The organism is Shimia sp. R9_3, from assembly GCF_017743755.1.
Lineage (GTDB): Bacteria > Pseudomonadota > Alphaproteobacteria > Rhodobacterales > Rhodobacteraceae > Shimia.
The window spans coordinates 822,787-845,740 of the sequence record NZ_JAGHRP010000002.1; the positions used below are offsets into that span (position 1 = coordinate 822,787).

At 59.7% G+C, this 22,954-nt stretch carries 17 protein-coding genes; 11 read left to right on the top strand and 6 right to left on the bottom strand.

Annotated features, from left to right (window positions below):
• Positions 1 to 12: 12 nt before the first annotated feature.
• Positions 13 to 3,027: a sarcosine oxidase subunit alpha family protein gene (locus J7412_RS08530; protein ID WP_209078248.1), complete on the top strand. Its 3,015-nt coding sequence runs from the start codon at positions 13 to 15 to the stop codon at positions 3,025 to 3,027.
• Complete coding sequence (locus J7412_RS08535; protein ID WP_209078249.1) at positions 3,020 to 3,586, top strand: sarcosine oxidase subunit gamma family protein; 567 nt, start codon at positions 3,020 to 3,022, stop codon at positions 3,584 to 3,586. Before J7412_RS08530 ends, J7412_RS08535 begins: the two co-directional genes overlap by 8 nt.
• A 93-nt stretch (positions 3,587 to 3,679) precedes the next feature.
• On the opposite strand, the gene J7412_RS08540 is transcribed toward J7412_RS08535, so the two are convergent.
• The gene (locus J7412_RS08540) at positions 3,680 to 4,138 is read right to left on the bottom strand and encodes a hypothetical protein (RefSeq protein ID WP_209078250.1); all 459 of its coding nucleotides are present in this window, start codon (positions 4,136 to 4,138) and stop codon (positions 3,680 to 3,682) included.
• A 244-nt stretch (positions 4,139 to 4,382) separates the two neighbouring features.
• On the opposite strand from J7412_RS08540, the gene J7412_RS08545 reads away from it, so the two are divergent.
• The 3 genes from J7412_RS08545 (at position 4,383) to J7412_RS08555 (ending at position 6,526) form a co-directional block, all read left to right on the top strand.
• Positions 4,383 to 4,982 carry a superoxide dismutase gene (locus tag J7412_RS08545; RefSeq protein ID WP_209060393.1) on the top strand — a complete coding sequence of 200 codons (600 nt, stop codon included), beginning with the start codon at positions 4,383 to 4,385 and terminating at the stop codon, positions 4,980 to 4,982.
• 245 nt (positions 4,983 to 5,227) lie between these two features.
• Positions 5,228 to 5,680, top strand: a complete 453-nt coding sequence (locus J7412_RS08550) for a host attachment family protein (protein WP_209078251.1) — start codon at positions 5,228 to 5,230, stop codon at positions 5,678 to 5,680.
• A gap of 84 nt (positions 5,681 to 5,764) precedes the next feature.
• Entirely contained in the window at positions 5,765 to 6,526 is a 762-nt protein-coding gene (locus tag J7412_RS08555; RefSeq protein WP_209078252.1) for a siderophore-interacting protein, read from the top strand.
• Positions 6,527 to 6,529: 3 nt separating this feature from the next.
• Here J7412_RS08555 and J7412_RS08560 read toward each other — a convergent pair whose 3' ends face one another.
• Entirely contained in the window at positions 6,530 to 7,081 is a 552-nt protein-coding gene (locus J7412_RS08560; protein WP_209078253.1) for a TIGR00730 family Rossman fold protein, read from the bottom strand.
• A gap of 99 nt (positions 7,082 to 7,180) precedes the next feature.
• Here J7412_RS08560 and J7412_RS21825 point away from each other — a divergent pair, with 99 nt between their 5' ends.
• Positions 7,181 to 8,938, top strand: a complete 1,758-nt coding sequence (locus tag J7412_RS21825; RefSeq protein ID WP_247743810.1) for a LysM peptidoglycan-binding domain-containing protein — start codon at positions 7,181 to 7,183, stop codon at positions 8,936 to 8,938.
• A gap of 84 nt (positions 8,939 to 9,022) precedes the next feature.
• Positions 9,023 to 10,843, top strand: a complete 1,821-nt coding sequence (locus J7412_RS08570) for an ABC transporter ATP-binding protein/permease (RefSeq protein ID WP_209078254.1) — start codon at positions 9,023 to 9,025, stop codon at positions 10,841 to 10,843.
• Between the two features lie 54 nt (positions 10,844 to 10,897).
• Here the strand turns inward: J7412_RS08570 and J7412_RS08575 are convergent, their stop codons facing one another.
• The 3 genes from J7412_RS08575 to J7412_RS08585 all read right to left on the bottom strand — a co-directional run bounded on the left by J7412_RS08575 (position 10,898) and on the right by J7412_RS08585 (position 16,490).
• Positions 10,898 to 11,188 carry a DUF1294 domain-containing protein gene (locus J7412_RS08575; RefSeq protein ID WP_209078255.1) on the bottom strand — a complete coding sequence of 97 codons (291 nt, stop codon included), beginning with the start codon at positions 11,186 to 11,188 and terminating at the stop codon, positions 10,898 to 10,900.
• 158 nt (positions 11,189 to 11,346) lie between these two features.
• A complete protein-coding gene (locus J7412_RS08580) occupies positions 11,347 to 15,207 on the bottom strand; it encodes an efflux RND transporter permease subunit (RefSeq protein ID WP_209078256.1) in 3,861 nt (1,286 codons plus the stop codon).
• Entirely contained in the window at positions 15,207 to 16,490 is a 1,284-nt protein-coding gene (locus J7412_RS08585; RefSeq protein WP_209078257.1) for an efflux RND transporter periplasmic adaptor subunit, read from the bottom strand. Before J7412_RS08585 ends, J7412_RS08580 begins: the two co-directional genes overlap by 1 nt.
• Before the next feature lie 225 nt (positions 16,491 to 16,715).
• Here J7412_RS08585 and J7412_RS08590 point away from each other — a divergent pair, with 225 nt between their 5' ends.
• From J7412_RS08590 to J7412_RS08605, 4 genes are all read left to right on the top strand, one after another.
• Positions 16,716 to 17,396 carry a hypothetical protein gene (locus J7412_RS08590; RefSeq protein ID WP_209078258.1) on the top strand — a complete coding sequence of 227 codons (681 nt, stop codon included), beginning with the start codon at positions 16,716 to 16,718 and terminating at the stop codon, positions 17,394 to 17,396.
• A gap of 41 nt (positions 17,397 to 17,437) precedes the next feature.
• The gene (locus tag J7412_RS08595; RefSeq protein ID WP_348540482.1) at positions 17,438 to 18,739 is read left to right on the top strand and encodes a PQQ-binding-like beta-propeller repeat protein; all 1,302 of its coding nucleotides are present in this window, start codon (positions 17,438 to 17,440) and stop codon (positions 18,737 to 18,739) included.
• 48 nt (positions 18,740 to 18,787) lie between these two features.
• Entirely contained in the window at positions 18,788 to 20,278 is a 1,491-nt protein-coding gene (gene der, locus J7412_RS08600) for a ribosome biogenesis GTPase Der (RefSeq protein WP_209078259.1), read from the top strand.
• Positions 20,279 to 20,513: 235 nt separating this feature from the next.
• On the top strand, positions 20,514 to 21,497 hold the full coding sequence (locus J7412_RS08605) for a fatty acid desaturase (RefSeq protein ID WP_209078260.1): 984 nt from the start codon (positions 20,514 to 20,516) through the stop codon (positions 21,495 to 21,497).
• A gap of 140 nt (positions 21,498 to 21,637) precedes the next feature.
• Here the strand turns inward: J7412_RS08605 and serS are convergent, their stop codons facing one another.
• On the bottom strand, positions 21,638 to 22,930 hold the full coding sequence (gene serS / locus J7412_RS08610) for a serine--tRNA ligase (protein WP_209078261.1): 1,293 nt from the start codon (positions 22,928 to 22,930) through the stop codon (positions 21,638 to 21,640).
• Positions 22,931 to 22,954 lie beyond the last annotated feature (24 nt).

Below are 22,954 nucleotides of genomic sequence, written 5' to 3' on the forward strand. Positions count from 1 at the left end.
AAGGGCTGACATATGAGCACAAGACTTTCCACAGGTGGGCGCCTTCTCAATCGCTCCAAACAGGTGAAATTCACCTTCAACGGCAAGCAGATGACCGGCTATGCGGGTGATACGCTCGCTTCCGCGCTTCTGGCCAACGATCAGATGCTGATGGGCCGGTCGTTCAAATACCACCGTCCGCGTGGGGTTGTGGCCTCCGGTGCCGAAGAGCCCAACGCTCTGGTGAACCTCGGGCAGGGTGGCAAGTTTGAGCCAAACCAGCGCGCCACCACCACCGAGCTGTTTGACGGCCTGTCTGCGACCTCGCAGAACCACTGGCCCAGCCTTGAGATGGACATCGGCGTAGTGAACAACTACGCCGCGCGCTTCCTGCCGGCTGGTTTCTACTACAAGACCTTCATGGCGCCCGCAGCGGCCTGGAAACATGTGTTTGAGCCGATTGTGCGCCAGTCTGCCGGTCTTGGCAAAGCGCCAAAGGACCGCGACGCCGATCGCTATGAGCATTTCTATGCCTTCTTTGACGTGGTTGTTGTGGGCGGCGGTATCGCCGGTCTGCAGGCGGCCAAAGCAGCGGCTGACAGCGGTGCCAAGGTTCTGCTGATGGAGCAGACCGCCCATTGGGGTGGCCGCGCTGCGGTTGATGGCGGCACTGTGGATGGCCGCGATGTGGCAGACTACATCGACGCCACCGTGGCCGCGCTTGAGGCCATGGACAATGTCACCCTGCGCAACCGCATGATGGGGGCAGGGGTTTATGACCACGGCTACGTGCTGGGCTATGAGCGTCTGACCGACCACGCGCCGCTGACCGATGGCCCACGTCACCGCCTGTGGCGCATCCGCGCCAAGCAGATTGTCACCGCCACCGGTGCGATTGAGCGTCCGTTGTCTTTTGCAGGCAACGACATTCCCGGTGTGATGCTGGCCAGCGCGCTGCGCGACTATGTGGTGAACTTCGGCGTGTCCTCCGGCGACCGCACCGTGGTTGTCACCAACAATGACGACGCCTACCGCACCGCGATCGCGCTGAAGAAAGCCGGTCTGGATGTGCCTGCTGTGATCGACGCCCGCTCACTTGGCGGCGGCAAGCTGATGGATGAGGCCAAAGCGCTCGGCATCCGCGTTGAGATCGGTAAAGGCATTGCCAAGGTCAAAGGCGGCAAGCGCGTGGTGGGCGTTGCCATCTGCACGCAAGAAGGCGAAGGCGCTGCGCTGGAGGAGATCTCCTGTGACGCGGTGGCCATGTCTGGCGGCTGGTCTCCGGTGGTGCACCTCTGGTCCCACTGCGGCGGCAAGCTGATCTGGGATGAGACCCAAGCGCATTTCCGCCCCGACGCGGACCGCGCACCAACAAGCCATGACGGCAAGCCATTTGTCGCCACCGCAGGCAGCGCAAGCGGCCCGCTCGGCTTGGCCGAAATTCTGGAGAACGCCCATGCGGCCGGTGTGGCTGCTGCGGCAGCGACCGGTTTTGACGGCGGCGCGGCAGAAGCTCCCAAAGGGGAAACCACTGCAGAGGCTGCAATGCAGGCTGTGTGGCTGATGCCGCAGGGCGCTGGCCCGAAACTGCGCATGAAAGCCTGGCTGGATTACCAGAACGACGTGAAGGTTTCTGACGTGCGTCTGGCGGCTCAGGAAGGCTATGAAAGCGTGGAGCACACCAAGCGTTACACCACGCTGGGCATGGCGACCGATCAGGGTAAGTTGAGCAACATCAACGGTTTGGCGGTTCTTTCTGATGCGCTGAACCAGCCGATCCCGGCGACCGGCACCACCACCTTCCGCCCGCCTTACACGCCGATCTCCATGGGCGCGATTGCCGGTGAGGCACGTGACGAGGTGTTCCAGCCGATCCGCCGCACCACGATCCATGACTGGCATGAAGCCAATGAGGCGTTCTTTGAGCCGGTGGGCCACTGGCGCCGCCCATACTGCTTCCCGCGCAAGGGGGAGACCCACGCGGATGCGGTGACCCGCGAGATCCGCCAGACACGGGCCTCCGTGGGCCTGCTGGATGCCTCCACGCTGGGTAAGATCATCGTCAAGGGTCCGGATGCGGGCAAATTCCTCGACATGCTCTACACCAACATGATGAGCACGCTGAAGCCGGGCAAATGCCGCTATGGTCTGATGTGTAACGAGAACGGCTTCCTGATTGATGACGGCGTTGTCGCCCGCATCGACGAGGACACCTATCTCTGCCACACCACCACCGGGGGTGCCGAGCGTATCCACGGCTGGATGGAAGACTGGCTGCAGTGCGAATGGTGGGACATGAAGGTCTTCACCGCCAATGTCACCGAGCAATATGCTCAGATCGCGGTTGTGGGCCCCAACGCCCGCAAGGTGATCGAAAAGCTTGGCGGCGATATGGATGTCTCCAAAGAAGGTCTGGCCTTCATGGAGTGGAAAGACGGCAAGATTGGCGAATTTGACGCCCGTGCTTACCGGATTTCCTTCTCTGGTGAGCTGTCCTACGAAATCGCCGTGCCAGCCAGCCAGGGCCGCGCCTTCTGGGATGCGCTTCTGGAGGCAGGTAAAGAGTTCAACATCATGCCTTACGGCACCGAAGCGCTGCACGTGATGCGGGCCGAAAAAGGCTTCATCATGATTGGGGACGAAACCGACGGCACCGTGATCCCGCAGGATCTCAACATGCAGTGGGCGATCTCCAAAAAGAAAGAGGACTTCCTCGGCAAACGTGCGCAGACGCGGGATCACATGGCCTCTGAGGATCGCTGGAAGCTGGCGGGCTTTGAAACCGTGGATGGCTCTGTCATTCCGGATGGCGCCTACATCGTGGGCACCGGCACCAATGCCAACAACCAGCGCAATGTGCAGGGGCGCGTGACCTCGACCTACTACTCGCCAACGCTGGATCGCGGCATCGCAATGGGTCTGATCCATGGCGGTATGAAGCGCCTCGGCGATGTGGTTGAGTTCAACAAAGTGGACGGCACCACCGTTCAGGCCAAAGTGGTCGATCCGGTGTTCTATGACAAAGATGGGGAGAAGCAGAATGTCTAAGGCTGTGAGCGCCCTGCAAGGGGCATCGTTTGAGGGCTTTGCAAAAGTCGAGGAAACCGGCCTGCGTGGCATGATCACCCTGCGTGGTGATCTGGCAAGCGCGGAAATGGCGGCAGCGGTGAAAGCTGCCACCGGAGCCGACATGCCTGCGCTGCGCAAAGTGGTCACCGGGGACAAAGGCGCGGTCGCCTGGATGTCGCCGGATGAGCTGTTGGTGGTTGTGGACTATGCAACGGTCAACGACACTGTGGCTGTGCTGACAGAGGCGCTGTCTGGCGTGCATGCGCTGGTGGCCAATGTCTCCGACGCCCGTGCGGTTTATCGTGTGTCTGGTGAACACAGCCGTGATGTGCTGGCAAAGCTCGCACCGGTAGACTTTGGCAAAGACGCCTTTGGCGCGGGCGACATCCGCCGCTCCCGCTTTGCCCAGGTGCCGGCTGCGGTCTGGGGCAACGCCGATGGCAGCTTTGAAGTGATCTGCTTCCGCTCTGTGGCGCAATATGTCTTTGACCTGCTCAAAGTCTCCGCGGAGAAGGGCGGCGAGGTCGGATTTCACTAAGCTGCCGGCCGCCCAGCCTAGGAGCGCGGCGGCTTACCTGAGAAAAAGAGAGCACCGGCGCGATTGAAATAGATTGCCCGGTGCTTTTTCGTTTCAGGCCTTGTGAAAATCGCAAACGCCGCTGCCGCGATAGGTGGTCTCGCTGCCACGTAGCGTGCCCGCACGAATGGTGATTTTGCCGGTTTGGGTGTTGAGCGAGGCAACATAGTGCAAGCTCACCATACTATCGGTCATAACCGCGCCATTTGGGTTCACTTCCAGCTCAAGAGGCAGCGTCCACCTCAACTTGGCTTTCTTCTTTTTGCGGGTCACCTCAACAGGTGTCGCACGGCCTGCGAACCGCATACCCACGCTATCCACGACAAACACATTGCCATTTCGGTGCATGGTGAAAGCATAGGCGGGCGCAATCCAATCCCCGCCTTTGTCGCCGGGTTTCATTTGACAATTAATCAGCATGGATGCCGTTGGCAGCTGTGTCGCCAAGACCGGTGCCGCACCAAAGATGAAGAGCGCGGCTGCGGCCGTGCGGCGCAGGAAAGAGGTTGGCATTCAATATTCCTACTATAAGAGTCGGATTTTATATACACGCCTAAGGAGACCCATCCAACAGGCCAGTTGGCGTAAACCTTTGGGAAAGCGCCTGATCTGTGCCGCTCCGCGCTTTGGGACGCCTGCCGATGACACAAAACCGGCGCGGCAAATCAGGAAGTTTTCCGCTTTGCCCTTGACCTTACCTGCCATTCAGCCCCATCTGTCTTCACATAAAATTCGCGCAACAGAAGAGGATGCTGCAATGGCTTTCGAACTCCCCGATCTTCCTTACGCTCACGACGCTCTGGCCGACAAAGGCATGTCCGCTGAGACGCTGGAATTCCACCATGACCTGCACCACAAAGCTTATGTCGACAACGGCAACAAGCTCATCGCGGGCACCGAGTGGGACGGCAAAACGATGGAAGAGATCATCGTTGGCACCTATGACGCAAACGCAGTTGCGCAGAACGGCATCTTCAACAACATCTCCCAGCTTTGGAACCACAACCAGTTCTGGGAAATGATGGGCCCAGGCGCATCCGCGATGCCGGGCGAGCTGGAAAAAGCACTGGTTGAGAGCTTTGGTTCCGTTGAAGAGTTCAAATCCCAATTCGCCGCAGCTGGCGCTGGCCAGTTCGGTTCAGGCTGGGCATGGCTCGTGAAAAACGCAGACGGCTCTCTGGCAGTGACCAAGACCGAAAACGGCGTGAACCCGCTCTGCTTCAACCAGACCGCTCTGCTGGGCTGTGACGTGTGGGAGCACTCCTACTACATCGACTATCGCAACAAACGCCCGGCGTATCTGGACAACTTCCTGAACAACCTGGTGAACTGGGAAAACGTCGCATCCCGGATGTGATTTCCAGTCAGAGTTGCTGACTTTTGGCCCGCCAGACATGTTCTGGCGGGCCTTTTCTTTTGGTGTGCTGGGTTTGGGCGTGGACATGAGCGCAATCTTGCCTGTGTTAGAACGTCGCCTGCCGCCCTTATTGAAAAGGAGGAACCAAGATACATCTTTTATCGTGTGAGGACAGCAGCGGGAGCGCAAAGCGCACGCTGCGAAGGCCCGCTAATTTCGGATGTTACAAAGAGAGGAGTTTGGCGATGGGTATCGTTTCAAAAGGCACTTGGGTTGTGGTCGCAGATGGTGAGAAAGCGCTGTTTTTCAAAAATGTGGCCACTGCTTTTGATCCAAAGTTCCGATTGATTTCCTCTCTCACGTCTCAGCATCGAAATTTGCAGGCCACCACGGATCGTCCTGGGCGCCGCACGGATGGTGGGCCGGGGCAGAAGTCTGCGATGGAGCAGACAGACACGCAGCGCATCGCTCTGAAGCGTTTTGCGCAAGATCTGGCTGATCGCCTGTTGCAGCAGGAGCGCCGGGGCAGCTTTCCGAAACTGGTGATTGTTGCAGCGCCTCAACTGATGGGCACTCTGCGAAATCAATTGCATAAATCTGTGCTCTCAAAGGTGATCGCTCAGATCGATAAAACGTTGACCAATCACTCCGCTGAGCGATTGGATAAAGTGCTCAAATCTGAGCTGGTTTCGGTTTGACGAGCATGATTTATTTAATCTTGACTAAATAAATCGGATATCTATTTCTGATCCTGTTAGGAAGCAAAAAGCGCAGGACAGATCATGCCAAAACCGCCGCCCAGAAAACTTGAAGTGCTCCGCACCGAGCAGATCACACCAAATATGCTGCGCGTGACACTGGGCGGTGCAGATCTGGCGGATTTCCCTGAAGGGCGGGAGGGCGGTTATATCAAGCTGCTCTTCCCTGAGGCTCCTCACAGCACGCCGGAGCGGCCGGTGATGCGCACCTATTCCATTCGGGCTTTTGATGCGGCGCAAGGCACCTTATCCGTGGATTTTGCGCTCCATGGCGACGCCGGAGGGGTGGCGACAGAGTGGGCGCAGGGGGCGCAGCCGGGGGATCAGATCATGATCGCCGGGCCGGGCAGCATTCGGATGGCCGATCCGGAGGCCGATTGGCATCTGCTCGCGGCGGATATGACGGGCATTCCTGCGCTGATGTGCAATCTGGATCGCCTGCCGGAGAACGCCAGCGGATATGTCGTGGTGGAGATCACCTCTGAGGCTGACAAGCAGCCGTTCCCCCTGCCTGCTGGGATGGCGGTGCAGTGGATCGTGAATCCGACGCCGGATCAGACCAAAGGCCGCCTGGTAGAGGCCATCAAGGCGCTCCCGAGGCATGAGGGGCGGGTGAGTGTGTGGACGGCCTGTGAGTTTGACAGCATGCGCGCCCTGCGCAGTTATTACCGCACTGACCGCGGTGTGGACCGCGATCAGATTTATCTGTCGAGCTACTGGCGGGCAGGGCGGACCGAGGACCAGCACAAGATCGACAAACAGGCCGACAGCAAAGCCGCCGCCTGAGGCTTATGCGAGGGCGGAGTCGAGCATCGCCTGAAGCTCCGCTACATCGCTGGCGACCTGCACAAAGTCGCGCAAGGAGGCATCGGCAAAGCCTTGCGCGATCACATGGTCCACAAGACCGATCAGCGGATCCCAGAAACCGTTGATGTTGAGCAGCACGATGGGCTTGGCGTGCAATTTGAGCTGCCGCCAGGTGAGCACCTCAAAGAACTCATCAAGCGAGCCCGCGCCACCCGGCAAAACCACGATCGCATCACAATTCATAAACATGACTTTTTTGCGCTCATGCATGTTTTCGGTTACGATGAAATTGGTGAGGTCGGTCTTTCCCACCTCCCATTCGAGAAGGTGTGTCGGGATCACGCCGAAAGTCTCTGCACCGGATGCCTGCGCGGCGTTTGCCACGGCTCCCATCAAGCCCACATCCCCCGCGCCATAGACCAATCGCCAGTTCTTTTCGGCAAAGCTTGCGCCAAACTGTTCGGCGGCTGTCTGATAGGCCGCATCCCCGCCGGAACGTGAGCCGCAAAAGACACAGATCGAGCGCGTTGTCATGAAATTCTCCAGTATGATCAATGCTGTTTTGACCACAAATAAAGCGGTTGCTAAGGTCTCTCAACCAAGATGGCGACAGAATTTGGGGGTTTGTCGGCGATGACTGAGAAAGCATCAGGGCTCAGCGGAAATATTGTCTGGGTGGCCGGAGTTGTGGTGGCGATGGGCGTGTCCGTCTATGCGCTGGTTGCGACCGGTGTGCTGGATGGCAGTGCGCCGGAAGAGACCCCAGTCGTTGCCACCGAAGCGGCGCCTGCACCTCAGACAAGCACGTCTGGAGCGGCTGCGCCTGCAGACACAGCCGCAGAACCTGCGCTTTCGGATGGGCAAACTGTTGCTGAGAGCGAAACCGCGCCGAAGGCTGTTGAACAGACCGTGATCGCCGCTGAACCGAAAGCCGAGGCGGCAGAAGCCCCAACAAACGACACTGCACAAACGGCTGGCACACCTGTTGCGGAAGCGCCGACATTTGATCTTGTGCGGGTGGATGCGGAAGGCAACACCGTGGTCGCCGGGGCGGCTGCGCCCAATGCGGTTTTGGCCATTCTTCTGGACGGGGTTGAAATCGCGACCTCTCCTGCTGACAGCACCGGCCAATTTGCGGCCATATTGTCGATTGCGCCAAGTGATACGCCGCGTGTCTTGTCTTTGGTTGAGCGGCGTGACGCGGGCGATGTGCCTTCTGATGCGACGGTGATTGTGGCCCCCGTTCTGGCGGTTGCGGCACCTGTTCCGACGGCAACAGCGGAGGCCGCGCCTGCCACCGAGGTTGCGGCTGCACAAGGGGCTGAGGCGCCAACCGCTGAGACCGAGCTGGCTGAGGGCGAGACCGCACAGAATGAAGCTGACGTGGCCGTGGCTGCCACCGCGACGGCAGAAACCGTTGAGACGGCAGAGCAGGCGGCACCTGCCGCCACTGCGCCCAAAGCGCCGGCGGTGATCGTCTCAGATTCCCAAGGGGTGCGCGTGCTGCAACCCGCAGCGCCGGCGGACACATCTGAAGAAGTGCTCGCGGCTGTCTCCATTGACTCGATCAGCTACACAGATACGGGCGCGGTGATGGTTTCCGGGCGCGGTGCAGCGGGGCTGTTTGTGCGGCTCTATCTCAACAACGCGCTTGCGGCCGAGGCCGCAGTGGACGCGAGCGGCATGTGGAGCAGCCAGTTGGCCGATGTGGCAGGTGGTCTTTATGAGATGCGTGCCGATGAAGTGGACAAGAGCGGCAAGGTGACCTCTCGTGTGCTGACGCCGTTTAAGCGCGAAACGCCTGAGACTGTGGCCCAAGCGCGGGCGCAGGCTGATGCCACTGCTGCCAATCAGCAGGCCGTGGCCGATGCCGCGCCAGCGAATGAGGAAACCACCGCCGCTGCACCCGTTGAACCAGCGGAGAGCGCGGATCAGGCAGTGGCATCTGTGGAGCAGGCCGAGCCCGTGCAGGTGGTGGAAGCGCCAGAGACCGCTGAGACTGTAGAGACCGCAGCGGCCACCGAAACCGCACCTGACACAGCTGAAAGCGCCGCACCTGCCGTGACCACCGCACTTGAGACGCCGTCACCCGCGCCGGAAGCGGCAGCGCCGGACGTTGCGCAAGCAAGCGAAGATGCGCCTGTTGCAAGTGCGGAGAATGCACCAGTTGTGACAACCGCCTCAACATCTGAGGCCGCACCATCGGCGGAGGCCACCAAGCCCGCGGTGCAGATTGTCACCGTACAGCCCGGCTCCTCGCTTTGGGCGATTGCGCGGGATCGATACGGCGAAGGCCTGATGTATGTGCGCGTTTTTGAGGCCAACAAAGAGAAGATTCAGAACCCGGATCTGATCTATCCGGGGCAAGTCTTTGCGGTTCCTGAACAATAAGCACCTGAGACACGTCGCAGGGGTGGCATGTCCCGCTGCCAGTGATTAAGTTTGCCCGGCTCACCCACAAGCAAGGCAAGCAGCATGGCACAATGGCACACGGCCTCTGAAGAAGAACTGGCCCGTAACGAACAGCGCTCGGGCTGGCGCACCATTCGCAAGGTCGCCCCGCGTCTTTGGCCTGAGGATCAGCCTTGGGTAAAGCGGCGCGTGATTTTGGCAATGCTGATGCTGATGGCCTCCAAGATGGTCGCGGTCTATTCGCCCATGCTTTACAAAGCAGCGGTGGACGCGCTGGCCGGGGAGGGCGTGCCGCCGCTCGCATTGGGTGCGGTAGGGCTTACCGTGGCCTACGGTATGGCACGCCTGATGACCAACGGCTTTCAGCAGCTTCGGGATGCCATCTTTGCCAAAGTGGCCCAGCGTGCCTTGCGCCAACTAGCGCTGGAGACCTTTGAGCACATACACCGCTTGTCGATGCGCTATCACATCACTCGCAAAACCGGCGGGCTGAGCCGCATCATCGAGCGCGGCGTGAAGGGCGTTGAGTTCCTGCTGCGCTTTCTGCTGTTCTCCATCGGGCCCTTGGTTCTTGAGCTCCTGATGATCTCCGCGATCTTCTATTGGCTGTTTGACGCGCGCTATCTGGCGGTGGTGGGTGTGACCATTGCGATCTACATCTGGTTCACATTCAAAGTGACCGAATGGCGCGTGAAGCTGCGCCGCGAGATGAATGATCAGGACACGGACGCCAATCAGAAGGCCATCGACAGCCTGCTCAATTTTGAAACGGTGAAGTATTTCGGCGCAGAAAAGCGCGAGGCCGCGCGCTATGACAGTGCCATGGCGGGGTATGAGCAAGCGGCTCTAAAGACTTCATATTCCTTGGCTTTCTTGAATTTTGGCCAGTCGTTCCTGATCACCTCGGGCCTTGTCATCGTCATGGTACTGGCCGCTATTGGTGTGCAGAATGGTTACCTGACGGTGGGCGATTTTGTCATGGTCAATGCCTATATGATCCAGATCACCATGCCGCTGAATTTCCTTGGCACGGTCTACCGCGAAATACGTCAGGCGCTGGTGGACATGGGCGAAATGTTTGATCTGCTGGAGCAGCCCTCCGAGGTGGCGGACAAACCCGACGCCAAGCCGCTTGCGATTGGTACTGGCAATATCCAGCTCGACAATATTGCCTTTGGCTATGAGCAGGAGCGTCCCATTCTGAAAGGTGTGAGCTTGGATGTGCCGGGTGGTCAAACCGTCGCGATTGTGGGCGCCTCCGGCTCCGGGAAATCCACCATCGGGCGGCTGTTGTTCCGCTTCTATGACGTGCAGGGCGGCGCGCTGCGCATTGATGGGCAGGACGTGCGGGATGTGGCCCAGGAAAGCCTGCATGATGCCATTGGCGTGGTGCCGCAGGACACGGTGCTGTTTAACGACACCATCCGCTACAACATCGCTTACGGGCGGGACGGCGCTACGGAAGACGATATCATCGAAGCGGCCAAGGCTGCGCAGATCCATGAGTTCATCGCGGCTCTGCCGGAAGGCTACGACACGGCTGTGGGGGAGCGCGGGCTGAAACTTTCCGGGGGCGAAAAGCAGCGTGTTGGTATTGCCCGCACATTGCTGAAGAACCCGCCCATCCTGCTGCTCGATGAAGCCACCTCGGCGCTCGACACAGAAACGGAGCAGGGCATCAAGGAGGCTCTGGCGCGCGCCGGGGAAGGCCGTACGGTGATCACCATCGCACACCGTCTCTCAACCATTGCGGAGGCCGATCGCATCGTTGTCTTGGAGCAGGGCGAAGTGATCGAGCAGGGCACCCATGCCGCACTTTTGGACAAACAGGGCCGCTATGCGCAGCTTTGGGCCCGTCAGCTGGCCGATGAAGACGCGGCTTAAGCTATGCGCTGTCCGGGCTTTTGCGCTTGGGCAGCAGTTTCAAATCAGCTGGTCTTAGGTGACGACATAGAGCAGCGTGCCGATGACAAAGACCAACTGAAGCCAAATAATTCTGTTCAGTCGCGCGCAGAAAGGCTGTTTGCGGGTTTTGTGACGAAAGCGCTTTTGCGCCCATTTTGCGCCGGGGCTGCCGCCGATCAACGCGAGACACAAAAGACGGTTTTCCGGCACACGCCAATCGCCTGATAATGCGCGCCGTTTGTCCACGTAGAAGGCCGCGATGCAGGTCAAATTGATCACGCAGAGATAAGCCGCGCTGGCGATGAGAATGCTTGAGGCGTTCATTGAGGTTTAGCTTATAATATTTTGAAAATAAAATTTAAATTCTGATTTTGACGCTGCCGCGTTTGCGTTTGGCTACCTGTGGGTTTAGGCGGGATTTTGATCAGCAAAAAGAAAAAACGCGCCCGTGGGCGCGTTTTCTTTTTTAGGTGGACTGAGGCTTACTCCGCCGCCTGCACACCGCTTGGATCAGGATCGTCGTTGGCGGCTTTCTTCTCGCCAACGCGCGGGGCCTCTACTTCGGGGGCGAGCGCTGCTGGGTCCATCTTGTCTGCATGGACTTCCTCCACCTCTGCGGTGAGGCCGTCTTCATCCCAGATGATCAGCGGATGGCGCACTTTGCGGGCTTCGCGACGCAGGGCCCAATCCTGACCGGCGCGCGAGGCGCGGCCAAAGGAGAGGCGGGCCAGAAGCCGCATCATCCAGCCAAAGTAGGTGCCTGCCCAGACCCGCAAGGCCAGCATGGACGGGGTGAAGATCAGCGTCAGCACCGTTGCGATGCCAAGGCCAAAGACTACCGCGGTTGCCAGCTGTTTCCACCACAGGGAGGTCGGGCTGTCGATCGAGTAGCCGCCATTGATGAAATCAAGGCTCAGGCCAAACATCATCGGCGCAAGGCCCGCCATGGTGGTGATGGTGGTCAGCAGGACCGGACGGATACGGCTTTGCGCGGTGCGCACAATCGCCTCAATCCGGGGCATGTATTGGGAATATTCCTGATAGGTGTCGATCAGAACGATGTTGTTGTTCACCACAATCCCCGCCAGCGCCACGATGCCGGTGCCGGTCATGATGATGGAGAAGGTCTGATCCATCACCAGCATACCCACAAGCACACCTGCGGTGGACAGCACCACCGCGAGAAGCACCAGCACGGAGTTGTAGAAGCTGTTGAACTGCGCCAGCAGGATCACGAACATCAAACCCAAGGCGGCGGAGAATGCACTGGTCAGGAAGGCGCCGGACTCTTCCTGCTCCTCCTGATCCCCGGTCCATTCCCAGCTCACGGAGCTGTCAAAGGGCGAGGTTTCCAGCCACTTGGTCAGCTCTGCGATGCGCTCGGTCGGTGTAACCGGCACTTTGCGAGCCTCGGCATCCAGCGCCGCTTGCACGTCGCTGACGGTTTGCGCGGCCAGAAGCGTGTAGATTTCATAGCGCTCGCCAGTTGCGGCAGTGACCACATCGCCGGTGGCAGACGCGCCTTCGGCCAGTTCGCGCACCAAGGCCTGTGCCACAGAGCTGTCCGCGTCTACGGTTTCCAGCTTGATCAGGCCAGTCCTAATATCCGCTTTCACGTCATAATAGCGTTCCTGATCAATACGGCTGATCGAGGCGCGCTTTGGCACGGGGGTGCGGGTGATGAAGTTTGAAAGCGGGACAAGGCCTTCGTTGGTGCGCACCTTGATGCTATCCAGAGTGGAGAGCACGCGGTCATTTTCAGGCAAGCGCAGGCGGATTTCGATTTCCTCATCGCTGCTGTCCACACGCATGGTGTCAAGCAGGATGCCGCGGGTGACAAGCTGCACCATCGCGCCCACCGTAGCCACATCCGCGCCATAGCGGCCGGCTTTCTCTACATCCACGTCGATCTGCCAGTCGATGCCAGGCAGGGGCAGGGTGTCCTCCACCAGAGTCAGGCCCGGGGTTGCTTCAAACGTGTCGCGCGCGGCAAGCGCTGCGGCGTTCAGCCCGTCCCAGCCATCGCCGCGCAGGCGCAGGTGGATCGGTTTGCCGGAACCGGGGCCTTGCTCAATCGGTTTGGTCTCCACAAAGAAGCCCGGCAGTGTGGCCAATTCCGCATTTAGCTCGTCAAGCACCCGGTTGCCGCCGTAGGCAGGGGCGGTGACTTCGCGTTCCAGAAGGCCAAAGAACCACTCTTCGCGCACGGTCGGGCGCTCTTCCCAGGCGATGATCTCAAACTGCACCTGACCGATTGTGTCCGGTGGGGTGTTTTCTCCGCCACCCGGGCCACCCGTGTCGAGCCCGCCTTCGCCCGCAAAGGAGAAGACATTGCGCACCGCCGGGTGGGCCATGATGATCTCTTCCGCGGCGCGCACCATCGCGTCTTTCTCCGGAAGGGAGAGGTTGCCACGGGCGCGCACAAAGGCGGAGGCCTGTTCCGGCTCGGTTTCCACAAAGAACTCAACGCCGTTGTTGTTTTCACCAAAGTAGTTGAGCACGCTGACGACAGTGGCAATGACCGCGATGATAGAGATAATCGGCATGACCGGATTGCCGACAATAAAGCGGATCAGGTGACCGAATGGGTTCAGGCGATAGCCGCTTTTCACCGAGCGGCGTTTGAATTGCAGCTCTGCGGCACTGAGGGTGATCGAGGCGGCAAAGGCTGACACCACAAAGAGCACGCCACCGACGAGCAGGGGCGCCATGCCGCTGTTGTCTGCGGGCATCAGATAGCCGGGGTTCAGCATCTGCATCACGCCTGAGAACATGCCCCAGAGCGCCACCGGCACCAGGGCGGCGCGCACGATCCATGGCAGGCGCGCGCGCAGAACATCAGAGGCGTGGGAGAACATGCGGCTCATCCGGCCGGAGATCCCGCCGACAACCGGCAGATAGATCAGGGCCACGAGCAAGGATGCGGAGAGCACGAAGATCATGGTCACTGGCAGCATGCCCATAAATTCCCCGGGCACACCGGGCCAGAACAGCATCGGCAGGAAGGCACAGAGCGTGGTCGCCGTGGAGCTGATGATCGGCCAGAACATCCGCTGGGCGGCCTCCACATAGGCATGCATCGGGCCGGTACCCTCCTTGATGCGTTTGTCGGCGTATTCCACGACCACAATCGCGCCGTCCACCAACATGCCCACCGCGAGGATCAGACCAAACATCACCATGTTTGAAATCGTCACGCCCATCAGCGCGAGGAAGGCAAAACACAGCAGGAAGGAGGCCGGAATGGCAAAGCCCACAAGCATCGCCGCGCGGCTGCCAAGGGCGGCGAGGATCACAATCATCACCAGCGCGACAGCGGTCAACACAGAGCCTTCCAGCTGACGCACCATTGAGCCGACGGTGCGGCTCTGATCGTTTGAGGTGCCCACCTCAACAGCGGCCTTAAGCTCGTCAGGCCAGCTTTCCTGCGCCTCAGACAAGGTCGCCTTGATCTGCTCCACCGTGTCGATGATGTTGTAGCCCTTGCCCTTCACAATCTGCAGAGCCACGGTCTTTTCACCGTCAAAACGCGCGGTGCCTGCGCGGTCTTCAAAGGTGAAGTTGATCTCTGCCAGATCGCCCAGCGTGATCACGCGGTCGCCGTTGGTTTTGACGGGCAGGGCGTAGATGTCCTGCACCCCGTCAAAGGAGGAGGGGATCTTTACAGAGAAGGTGCCTTGGGCGGTTTCCACTTCACCGGCGGCAATCAACTGGTTGTTGTTGCGCACCACATTGATCACTTCAACGGCGGTGATGTTGTAGCTTTCAAGACGCAGCGGGTCGATCACCACTTCGACCATTTCGTCCCGGTTGCCCGCAATCGGCGCTTCCAGTACCGCGTCAATCGCTTCAAACTCGTCCTGCAAGTCCTTGGCAAGACGGGCCATTGTGCGTTCCGGTACATCGCCAGTGAGATTCACAATCACAATCGGGAACTCAGAGAAGTTGATCTCTGTGATGGTGTATTGCTCCGCCCCATCCGGGAAGTTGGCCTGCGCCGTGTTCATGGCATCGCGCACATCGGCGATGGTGGCGCTCTTGTCCCAGCCAAACTCAAATTCAAGAAGCAGCGAGGCGTGGTTTTCCGACGCGATGCCGGTCATCTGGTCCAGGCCGTCCAGATCAACGGCCTCGGTCTCCATCGGTTTGACCAGCAGGCTTTCGGCATCTTCGGCCGAAATCCCGGGGAAGCTCACCGAGACATAGAGGATCGGGATGTCGATATCCGGCTCACCTTCCTTGGGAAGGCTGGCATAAGAAAATGCCCCCACCACGAGTGAGATCGCGATGAAGGCAAGGATCATTCGGGCCCGTTCAGAGGCCCATGTGATGGCGCCGGTCATCAGTTCAGCTCCCGAATGGTTGGGGTCACTTGCACGCCGGTGGTGACAAATTCCTGACCAACGACGATCACATCTGCCATCTCCGGCAGGCCGCCAAGCCAGACACCCGAGGTGCTGTCGCGCAGGATTTCTGTGGCGGCAAAGAAAACCTTGTCGTTCTCATCCACCAGCCGCACGCCGAGCGTGCCTTCGTCGTTCAAGGTCAGTGCGGATTGCGGGAGGAGGTGTGCAGCAGCCCCGTCAGCGGAGATCGCGATCTCTGCGGTCTGACCGTCGCGGATGCTGAGATCCGGGTTGGGGACGGAGATTTCCACACGGAAGGTGCGGGTGGTTTCATCCGCGGAGCGTGAAACAAATGTCACCTGACCGGAGACCTCTTGGCCTGTGGTCAACCGTGCGCCCGCCAGCGCGCCCTCATAGACACGAGCAATTTCTGTCTCCGGCACGAAGCCGACGATCCGGATCGGGTCCAGACGCAGGACCGTGCCACAAAGGCTGCCCTGCTGCATCAGGCTGCCCAGTTCGGCGGTTTTGCTCTCCAGAAGCCCATCAAACGGTGCCTTGATGGTCAGGCGTTCGATTTCCTTTTCTGCAGCGGCGACCAGAGCCATCGCTGATTCGATGCCTGCTTGGGTCGACTCAAGGCCGGAGGTTGCGGATTGTACCGCCGCCTCAGCAGCCCGCACACCTGCCGCCGCGCTGGCCACGCGGGTGGAGGAGGCAAAGCCGCCCTCAGAGAGTTTGCGCGCCGCGTTGTCGTTGATCAAGGCTTCCTCAAGCCGCGCCTCGGCCTCGATTTTCGCCGCCGCTGCGCTTGGGATTCGGGCTTTGGCCTCACTCAGCCGTGCGCGGGCTTCCGCCAGTACGGCCTCGCGTGTGCCCACATCAAGGCGGCAGAGCTGTTGGCCGGCAGTGACGTGCTCGCCGCGCCGCAGCGGTTCTGAGATCACCAGCCCGCTGGTTTCAGCGCGCACTTCGACCTCACGATCCGCTTCGGTTTGCCCTCTGAGGATCACGGCGCTGTCGATCTCGCGGGCCACGCTTTGCATCACTACCACGCGGATCAGATCCTCTGAGGGTTCAGCATCCGACGAAGCGGGAACGTCCGCATTATCAGTGGCTTGCGCTGTCGAACCTGCAGCGGCGTCGGTATCTGTTGGAACAGCTGTGGCGGTGTCTGCGGCATCGCCGTTGGCAAAGGCGAGAAGACGCTCGCGCTCAACCACGATCATGAAAAGAAAACCGGTGACCAAAATCGCTGTGAGGAACGGAATAAGTCGCATCTGCTGTTCCCTGTAGGTTTATTGGAGCGCGAAGCGCACAAAATAGTGAAGGTTATATTGGCGCTTCTGCATATAGAAACAACCTGTAGTACGCTATTTTGAACTCATCAGTTCAGAAAATGTCAACCTGATGAAAATTCAGTGATGATTTGCGCAAGCTCCGCCCAGCTCTTGGCACTTTGAAAACAAACCGATAAGACAGAGCGAACGAATAGGAGAGCAGGCGTGAGCAACACCGACAGTTTCATCGAAGAAGTCACCGAAGAAGTCCGTCGGGACCGCCTGTTTGGCCTGATGCGCCGCTATGGCTGGATCGCGGTTTTGCTGGTGATTGCCATCGTTGGTGCGGCTGCTGCAAATGAAGTGCGTAAAGGCAATGCCCGCGATGCGGCGCAAGATTCCGGCGATGCAATCATCAATGCGGTGTCCTCAAGCGATACGGAAGCGCGCGTGGCGGCTCTGGCCGATCTGAAAACCGAGTCGCCTGATGCGCAGGTGGTCTCTGATATGCTGCTGGCCGCGCATCAGCTTGAGCTTGGTGCAGGCACGGATGCCTCTGAAACACTGGAAGGCATCGCAACCAGCGGGTTGGATATGCCGGAAATCTACCGTCAGATCGCAGCCTTCAAAGCGGTGCTGGCTGAAGGCAAGGACACACCGGCGGCGGAGCGTCGTCTGGCACTCGAGAGCCTCGCCACACCGGGCGCCCCATTGGCGCTTTTGGCGCGTGAGCAGCTTGCGCTTCTGACTTTGGAAGAAGGGGACGCGGAAGGTGCGATCACCCAGTTGCAGGATTTGATTCAGGACGCCGCAGTGACAGCAGGCTTGCGCAACCGCGCGGCTCAGTTAATTGTGGCTCTTGGCGGAACACCGGCTGAAACCAACGGACTGGTGGTTGGTCAGTAACCTGACCGCAAAAAGACGATAACGGGGTGGGGGCCTGTTCAGTGACACGTAAGACTTTGATGCTGGCAGCGGTGGCCACTGCAGCGCTACTCACAGCCTGCGCCGAACCAGAAGTCATTCTGCCCGGTGCCCGCGAAGATCTGGTTGCACAGCCAGAGGTGCCTGAAAACCAGAGCCCGGCGATCAACCTGCCGTCGCAGGTGCAGAACGCCAGTTGGACACACCGGATCGGCTCGCCAAAGTATCGCACCGCCAATGCGGCGCTGTCCACGCGTCCAAGCGTGGCTTGGACTGCCTCCATCGGCAAAGGTGAGTCGCGCAAAACCCGCATCACCGCTGATCCGGTTGTGGCGGAGGGGCGCATCTTCACCGTGGATGCCGAGGCGACCATCAGCGCGACCTCAACTTCTGGTGAGACGCTTTGGAGCCGTGATCTGACCTCGCCGCAGGACAAAACCGGGCAGGCGTCAACCGGCGGTCTGGCCTATGGCGATGGCAAAGTTTTTGTCACCACCGGGTTTGGCGCGTTGACCGCGCTCGATCCTGCAACCGGTGCTGTTCTCTGGGAACAGAAACTTCAGGCGGTCGGCAGCGGCACCCCCACAGTCTATGACGGGCTGGTTTATGTGGTCTCTGGCGACGCCACCGGCTGGGCGCTGGAAACCGACACAGGCCGCGTGGCCTGGCAGCTCGTGTCTCTGCCCAACGTGCAGAACGTGCAAAGCCCTGCCGCGCCTGCGGTGACAGATCGCCTTGTGCTCTTCCCTTATGGCTCCGGTGAAATTCAGGCGGCTTTCCGTCGCGGCGGTGTGTCGCGTTGGTCTGCAGGCCTGTCAGACGTGCGCCCGGGCCGCTCGGTCAACACGGTTGGCGATATCTCCAGCGATCCGGTTGTGGTCGGCAACACTGCCTATGTGGCCAACCATTCTGGCCGTATGGCGGCCTTTGACATGGAAACCGGCCAACGCAACTGGACCGCCGATCATGGCGCGCTCAGCCCGGTGTTCCCGGCTGGGGGATCGCTGTTCTTCGTGTCTGAGCGCAATGTGCTGTTGCGGATCAATGCGCGGGATGGCAGCCGGATCTGGGGCGTGCAATTGCCGCAGTTTGTGAAAGACAAGCCGCGCAAGCAATCGACGCTGCACGTGCACTACGGCCCCATTCTTGCAGGTGGTCAACTGGTGGTGGCCTCCTCTGACGACAAGATCCGTTTCTACAATCCGCAGGACGGCGCCCTGACAAACACCGTTGATTTGCCCCATGGCGCAGCCACAAACCCGATTGTGGCGGGTGGCGTGCTCTATGTGGTGAATCGCAAAGGTGAATTGTACGCTTTCCGTTGACGCAATAATGGTATATCGGAGCGACTTCAGACGTTCCGGAGATCTGTCATGAGTTTCACGCTCGCCATTGTGGGCCGCCCAAACGTGGGCAAATCCACCCTGTTCAATCGCCTTGTCGGCAAAAAACTCGCGCTGGTGGATGACCAGCCCGGGGTGACGCGCGACTTGCGGGAAGGCGATGCCAAACTGGCCGATCTGCGTTTTACAGCGATTGATACGGCTGGTCTGGAAGATGCCACTGATGACAGTCTTGAAGGGCGCATGCGCCGCCTGACGGAACGCGCGGTGGATATGGCTGATATCTGCCTCTTTATGATTGATGCGCGGGCAGGGGTGACCCCCACCGATATGATCTTTGCCGAAATCCTGCGCAAACGCGCGGCCCATGTGATTCTTGCTGCCAACAAAGGCGAGGGCGCGGCTGCGGACGCTGGTGTGCTTGAAGCCTATTCCCTGGGTCTTGGCGAGCCGATCCGCCTGTCGGCAGAACATGGCGAGGGTCTCAACGATCTTTACACCCAGCTTATGCCGCTGGCAGATGAATTTGCCAAACGCGCCAAAGCGCTGGATGACGAAGTCGAGACCGACGTGGATCTCGATGAAGACGAAGCCGATGAAGAGATTGATCCCGATGCGCTGCGGCCGTCTCAGATGCTCACCGAGCGTCGGCCTTTGCAGATCGCCGTTGTGGGCCGTCCGAATGCCGGTAAATCCACGCTGATCAACAAGATCATAGGCGAAGACCGTCTGCTGACCGGCCCGGAAGCCGGGATCACGCGCGATGCCATCAGCCTGCGCACCACTTGGGACGAGACCCCGATGCGGATCTTTGACACCGCGGGGATGCGCAAAAAGGCCAAGGTGCAGGACAAGCTGGAAAAGCTCTCTGTGGGCGACGGTCTGCGCGCGGTGAAATTTGCCGAGGTTGTGGTAGTGCTGCTTGATGCGGCCATTCCGTTTGAGCAACAGGATCTGCGCATTGCCGACCTTGCAGAGCGCGAGGGGCGCGCGGTGATCGTTGCTGTCAACAAATGGGATGTGGAAGAGCACAAGCAGGAAAAGCTGCGCGACCTCAAAGAAGCGTTCAACCGTCTGCTGCCGCAGTTGCGTGGCGCACCGCTGATCACTGTATCGGCCAAAACCGGCCGCGGGCTGGAGCGCCTGCATGATGCCATTCTGGATGCCTATGACACGTGGAACCGCCGCATTCCCACCGCCGCACTCAACCGCTGGCTCGTGGAAATGCTGCAACAGCACCCGCCACCCGCACCGCAGGGCAAGCGCATCAAGCTGCGTTATATGACGCAAGCCAAGACCCGCCCGCCGGGCTTTGTGGTGATGTGCTCCCACCCGGATAAGATCCCCGAGAGTTATTCTCGATATCTTATCAATGGTTTGCGGGAGACTTTTGACATGCCCGGAACACCGATCCGCCTCACCATGCGTGGGCAAGGCGACAAGAACCCCTATAAGGGCAAGAAAAAATCCACGCCTTCGCGTTTGCGCAAACATATCAAAGGGCGCGGCGCCCCGCACTGAGGGTGCAGCTCGCAGAACTGATTTGAGGGTCGTCCATTGGGCGGCCCTTTTTGCTGAAATGACAGGCAAGGCCTTGCCACATCAGCAGCTTTTGGCGACCCCGCACGTTGCCGAAGGTCAATTTCGCGTTATAGTTGGTGAAGTTGAGCCAATTTCTGATTGGTCGCGTATTTGATACAAACCCAGGCCATTTTTCAGGCCAAGGCGGAAATTTATTTGAACAGAGGGGTTTGCGATGGACATTCGCGAGCGCTTGAAAGGCTATACAATTCAGGATGACCGTATCGGCGCGGTCAGCTTCTTTGGCACCTTTGTTTTCTATTTTGCCACCCTGTATCTCGCCATTGCCCATCAGGGCACGTGGTATCTGCTGGTGCCGCTGATGGTGGTGAACGGGCTTTCTGCGGTGCGGCTGTATGTGTTGCAGCACGACACGGGCCATGCCTCGCTGTTCAAAAGCCGTAAGCACAATGACTGGGCCGGGGAGGCGCTGTCTGTGGTGACCTTCGCGCCCTATGCGGCGATGCGGCACAACCACAATATGCACCATTCGCACCTCGGCAATCTGGACCACCGCGACACGGGCGAAATCCACACGATGACCTTGCGCGAATGGGAGGTGGCCGGGTTCTGGGAACGGCTTTATTATCGGCTCTACCGCAATCCTCTCGTGCTGATCCCGCTGGGCAGCCTTTATACCTATTTCATCCGCTACCGCTGGCCCAAAAGCGCCTTAAGCATGTGGCGCTCGGTGGTGCTGCACAATCTGGTGATCCTTGTCTACATGGGCGTGGTTGTTGCGCTGGCCGGATGGAACGGGCTGTTGATCTGGTTCCTCAGCGCTCTGTTTGGCGGCATGGTGGGCGTGTTTATGGTCTACCTGCAGCATAATTTTGAGGACACCTATTGGGACCGCCGTCCGGATCTGGACCCGCGGCTGGCGGCGTTGCAAGGCTCTTCTGCGCTGGATCTGGGCTGGTGGTTGGATCTGGCCTCCGCCAACATCGCCTATCACGACATCCACCATTTCAACGCGCGCATCCCGCATTACAATCTGCGCAAATGCCATCAGATGATCCGCGATGAATATGGATTGCCAACGATCAAATGGCCGGAGGCGCTGCGTTCGTTTTCACTGAAACTTTGGGATGAAGAGGCGGAGCGTCTCGTGCCGTTCCCGAAGAAAGGCGTGACACAAAGCGCGGTGGCGGCGGAGTAGGCCGCAGGCAGGGGAGGGAGGGGCCAGCCACTCTTGCCCTCACTGGCAATTCACCCCGGGATATTTGACGAATGAGAAGAAAAAGCGCGGCCGCTGAGGAGAGTCGGGGCCGCGCTTAATTTTGTCTGTCTGGTCAGGTGTTAGGCCAGTTTGCCTTCTGCGGTTAGAACGGTTTTACCCCCCAGATAAGGTGCAAGCACCTCTGGCAGCACCACAGAACCGTCGGCCTGCTGGCCGTTTTCCAGAACCGCGATCAGGCAGCGGCCGACCGCAAGGCCGGAACCGTTGAGCGTGTGCACATATTCCGGCTTGCCGCCATCGGCGGGACGGAAACGGGCGTTCATGCGGCGGGCCTGAAAGGCGCCGGTGGTGGAGACAGAGCTGATCTCGCGGTAGGTGTCCTGACCCGGAATCCACGCCTCGATGTCATAGGTGCGGCGTGCGCCAAAGCCCATGTCGCCGGTGCAGAGCACCACGGTGCGATAGGGCACACCGAGTTTTTCCAGCAGACCTTCGGCGCAGCGCAGCATGCGCTTTTGCTCGTCTTCGCTTTTGTCCGGATGGGTGATGGAGACCATCTCCACCTTTTCAAACTGGTGCTGGCGCAGCATGCCGGAGGTGTCCTTGCCCGCGCTGCCCGCTTCCGAGCGGAAGCACAGGGTGTGGGCGGTCATGCGGATCGGCAGGGCGCTTTCTTCCAGAATGTCACCTGCGACGGAATAGGTCAGCGGCACTTCAGAGGTCGGCACCAGCCACCAGCCATTGGTGGTCTGATAGCTGTCTTCGCCAAATTTCGGCAGTTTATCGGTGCCGTACATGGCTTCGTCACGCACCAGAACCGGCGAGTTCACCTCGGTCAGTTCGTTTTCGTCCACATGGGTGTCGATCATGAACTGTGCCAACGCGCGGTGAATGCGGGCCACCGCGCCTTTGAGCATCACAAAGCGCGCGCCGGAGATTTTGGCGGCGGTTTCAAAATCCATCGCGGCGGCGACGCCTTTGATGTCAAAATGCTCCACAGGTGCAAAATCCAGTTCGCGCGGCGTGCCCCAGCGGTTCACCTCGACGTTGTCATCCTCATCCGCACCTTCGGGCACGTCATCCGCCGGCAGGTTGGCAATGCGCGCCAGCGTGTCGGTCAGCTTTGCGTCAAGCTCCTTGGCCTCATTCTGCATCGCCGCGACTTCGGATTTCTTCTCACCGACAAGCGCGCGCAGACGTTCAAACTCGGCCTCGTCCCCTTTGGCTTTGGCGGCACCAACCTCTTTGGCGGCGGCTTTCTGGGCGGCTTGGGCGGCTTCAGCGGCCGCGATCTTGGCGCGGCGCTCTTCATCAAGGGCCAGCACGGAGGAGGACATGGCCGCATCCCCACGGCGGGTCAGGGCGGCGTCAAAAGCGGCCGGGTTCTCGCGGATCGCTTTAATGTCATGCATCTCATGTGTCCTTTGATTGTATGT

What these genes read in the sequence shown, in the direction of transcription:
- J7412_RS08570 (WP_209078254.1), top strand. Translation starts at nt 9,023, where the DNA reads ATGGCACAATGGCACACGGCCTCTGAAGAAGAACTGGCCCGTAACGAA.
- J7412_RS08575 (WP_209078255.1), bottom strand. Translation starts at nt 11,188, where the DNA reads ATGAACGCCTCAAGCATTCTCATCGCCAGCGCGGCTTATCTCTGCGTG.
- J7412_RS08540 (WP_209078250.1), bottom strand. Translation starts at nt 4,138, where the DNA reads ATGCCAACCTCTTTCCTGCGCCGCACGGCCGCAGCCGCGCTCTTCATC.
- J7412_RS21825 (WP_247743810.1), top strand. Translation starts at nt 7,181, where the DNA reads ATGACTGAGAAAGCATCAGGGCTCAGCGGAAATATTGTCTGGGTGGCC.
- J7412_RS08550 (WP_209078251.1), top strand. Translation starts at nt 5,228, where the DNA reads ATGGGTATCGTTTCAAAAGGCACTTGGGTTGTGGTCGCAGATGGTGAG.
- J7412_RS08580 (WP_209078256.1), bottom strand. Translation starts at nt 15,207, where the DNA reads ATGACCGGCGCCATCACATGGGCCTCTGAACGGGCCCGAATGATCCTT.
- J7412_RS08535 (WP_209078249.1), top strand. Translation starts at nt 3,020, where the DNA reads ATGTCTAAGGCTGTGAGCGCCCTGCAAGGGGCATCGTTTGAGGGCTTT.
- J7412_RS08545 (WP_209060393.1), top strand. Translation starts at nt 4,383, where the DNA reads ATGGCTTTCGAACTCCCCGATCTTCCTTACGCTCACGACGCTCTGGCC.
- J7412_RS08530 (WP_209078248.1), top strand. Translation starts at nt 13, where the DNA reads ATGAGCACAAGACTTTCCACAGGTGGGCGCCTTCTCAATCGCTCCAAA.
- serS (WP_209078261.1), bottom strand. Translation starts at nt 22,930, where the DNA reads ATGCATGACATTAAAGCGATCCGCGAGAACCCGGCCGCTTTTGACGCC.
- der (WP_209078259.1), top strand. Translation starts at nt 18,788, where the DNA reads ATGAGTTTCACGCTCGCCATTGTGGGCCGCCCAAACGTGGGCAAATCC.
- J7412_RS08555 (WP_209078252.1), top strand. Translation starts at nt 5,765, where the DNA reads ATGCCAAAACCGCCGCCCAGAAAACTTGAAGTGCTCCGCACCGAGCAG.
- J7412_RS08585 (WP_209078257.1), bottom strand. Translation starts at nt 16,490, where the DNA reads ATGCGACTTATTCCGTTCCTCACAGCGATTTTGGTCACCGGTTTTCTT.
- J7412_RS08605 (WP_209078260.1), top strand. Translation starts at nt 20,514, where the DNA reads ATGGACATTCGCGAGCGCTTGAAAGGCTATACAATTCAGGATGACCGT.
- J7412_RS08560 (WP_209078253.1), bottom strand. Translation starts at nt 7,081, where the DNA reads ATGACAACGCGCTCGATCTGTGTCTTTTGCGGCTCACGTTCCGGCGGG.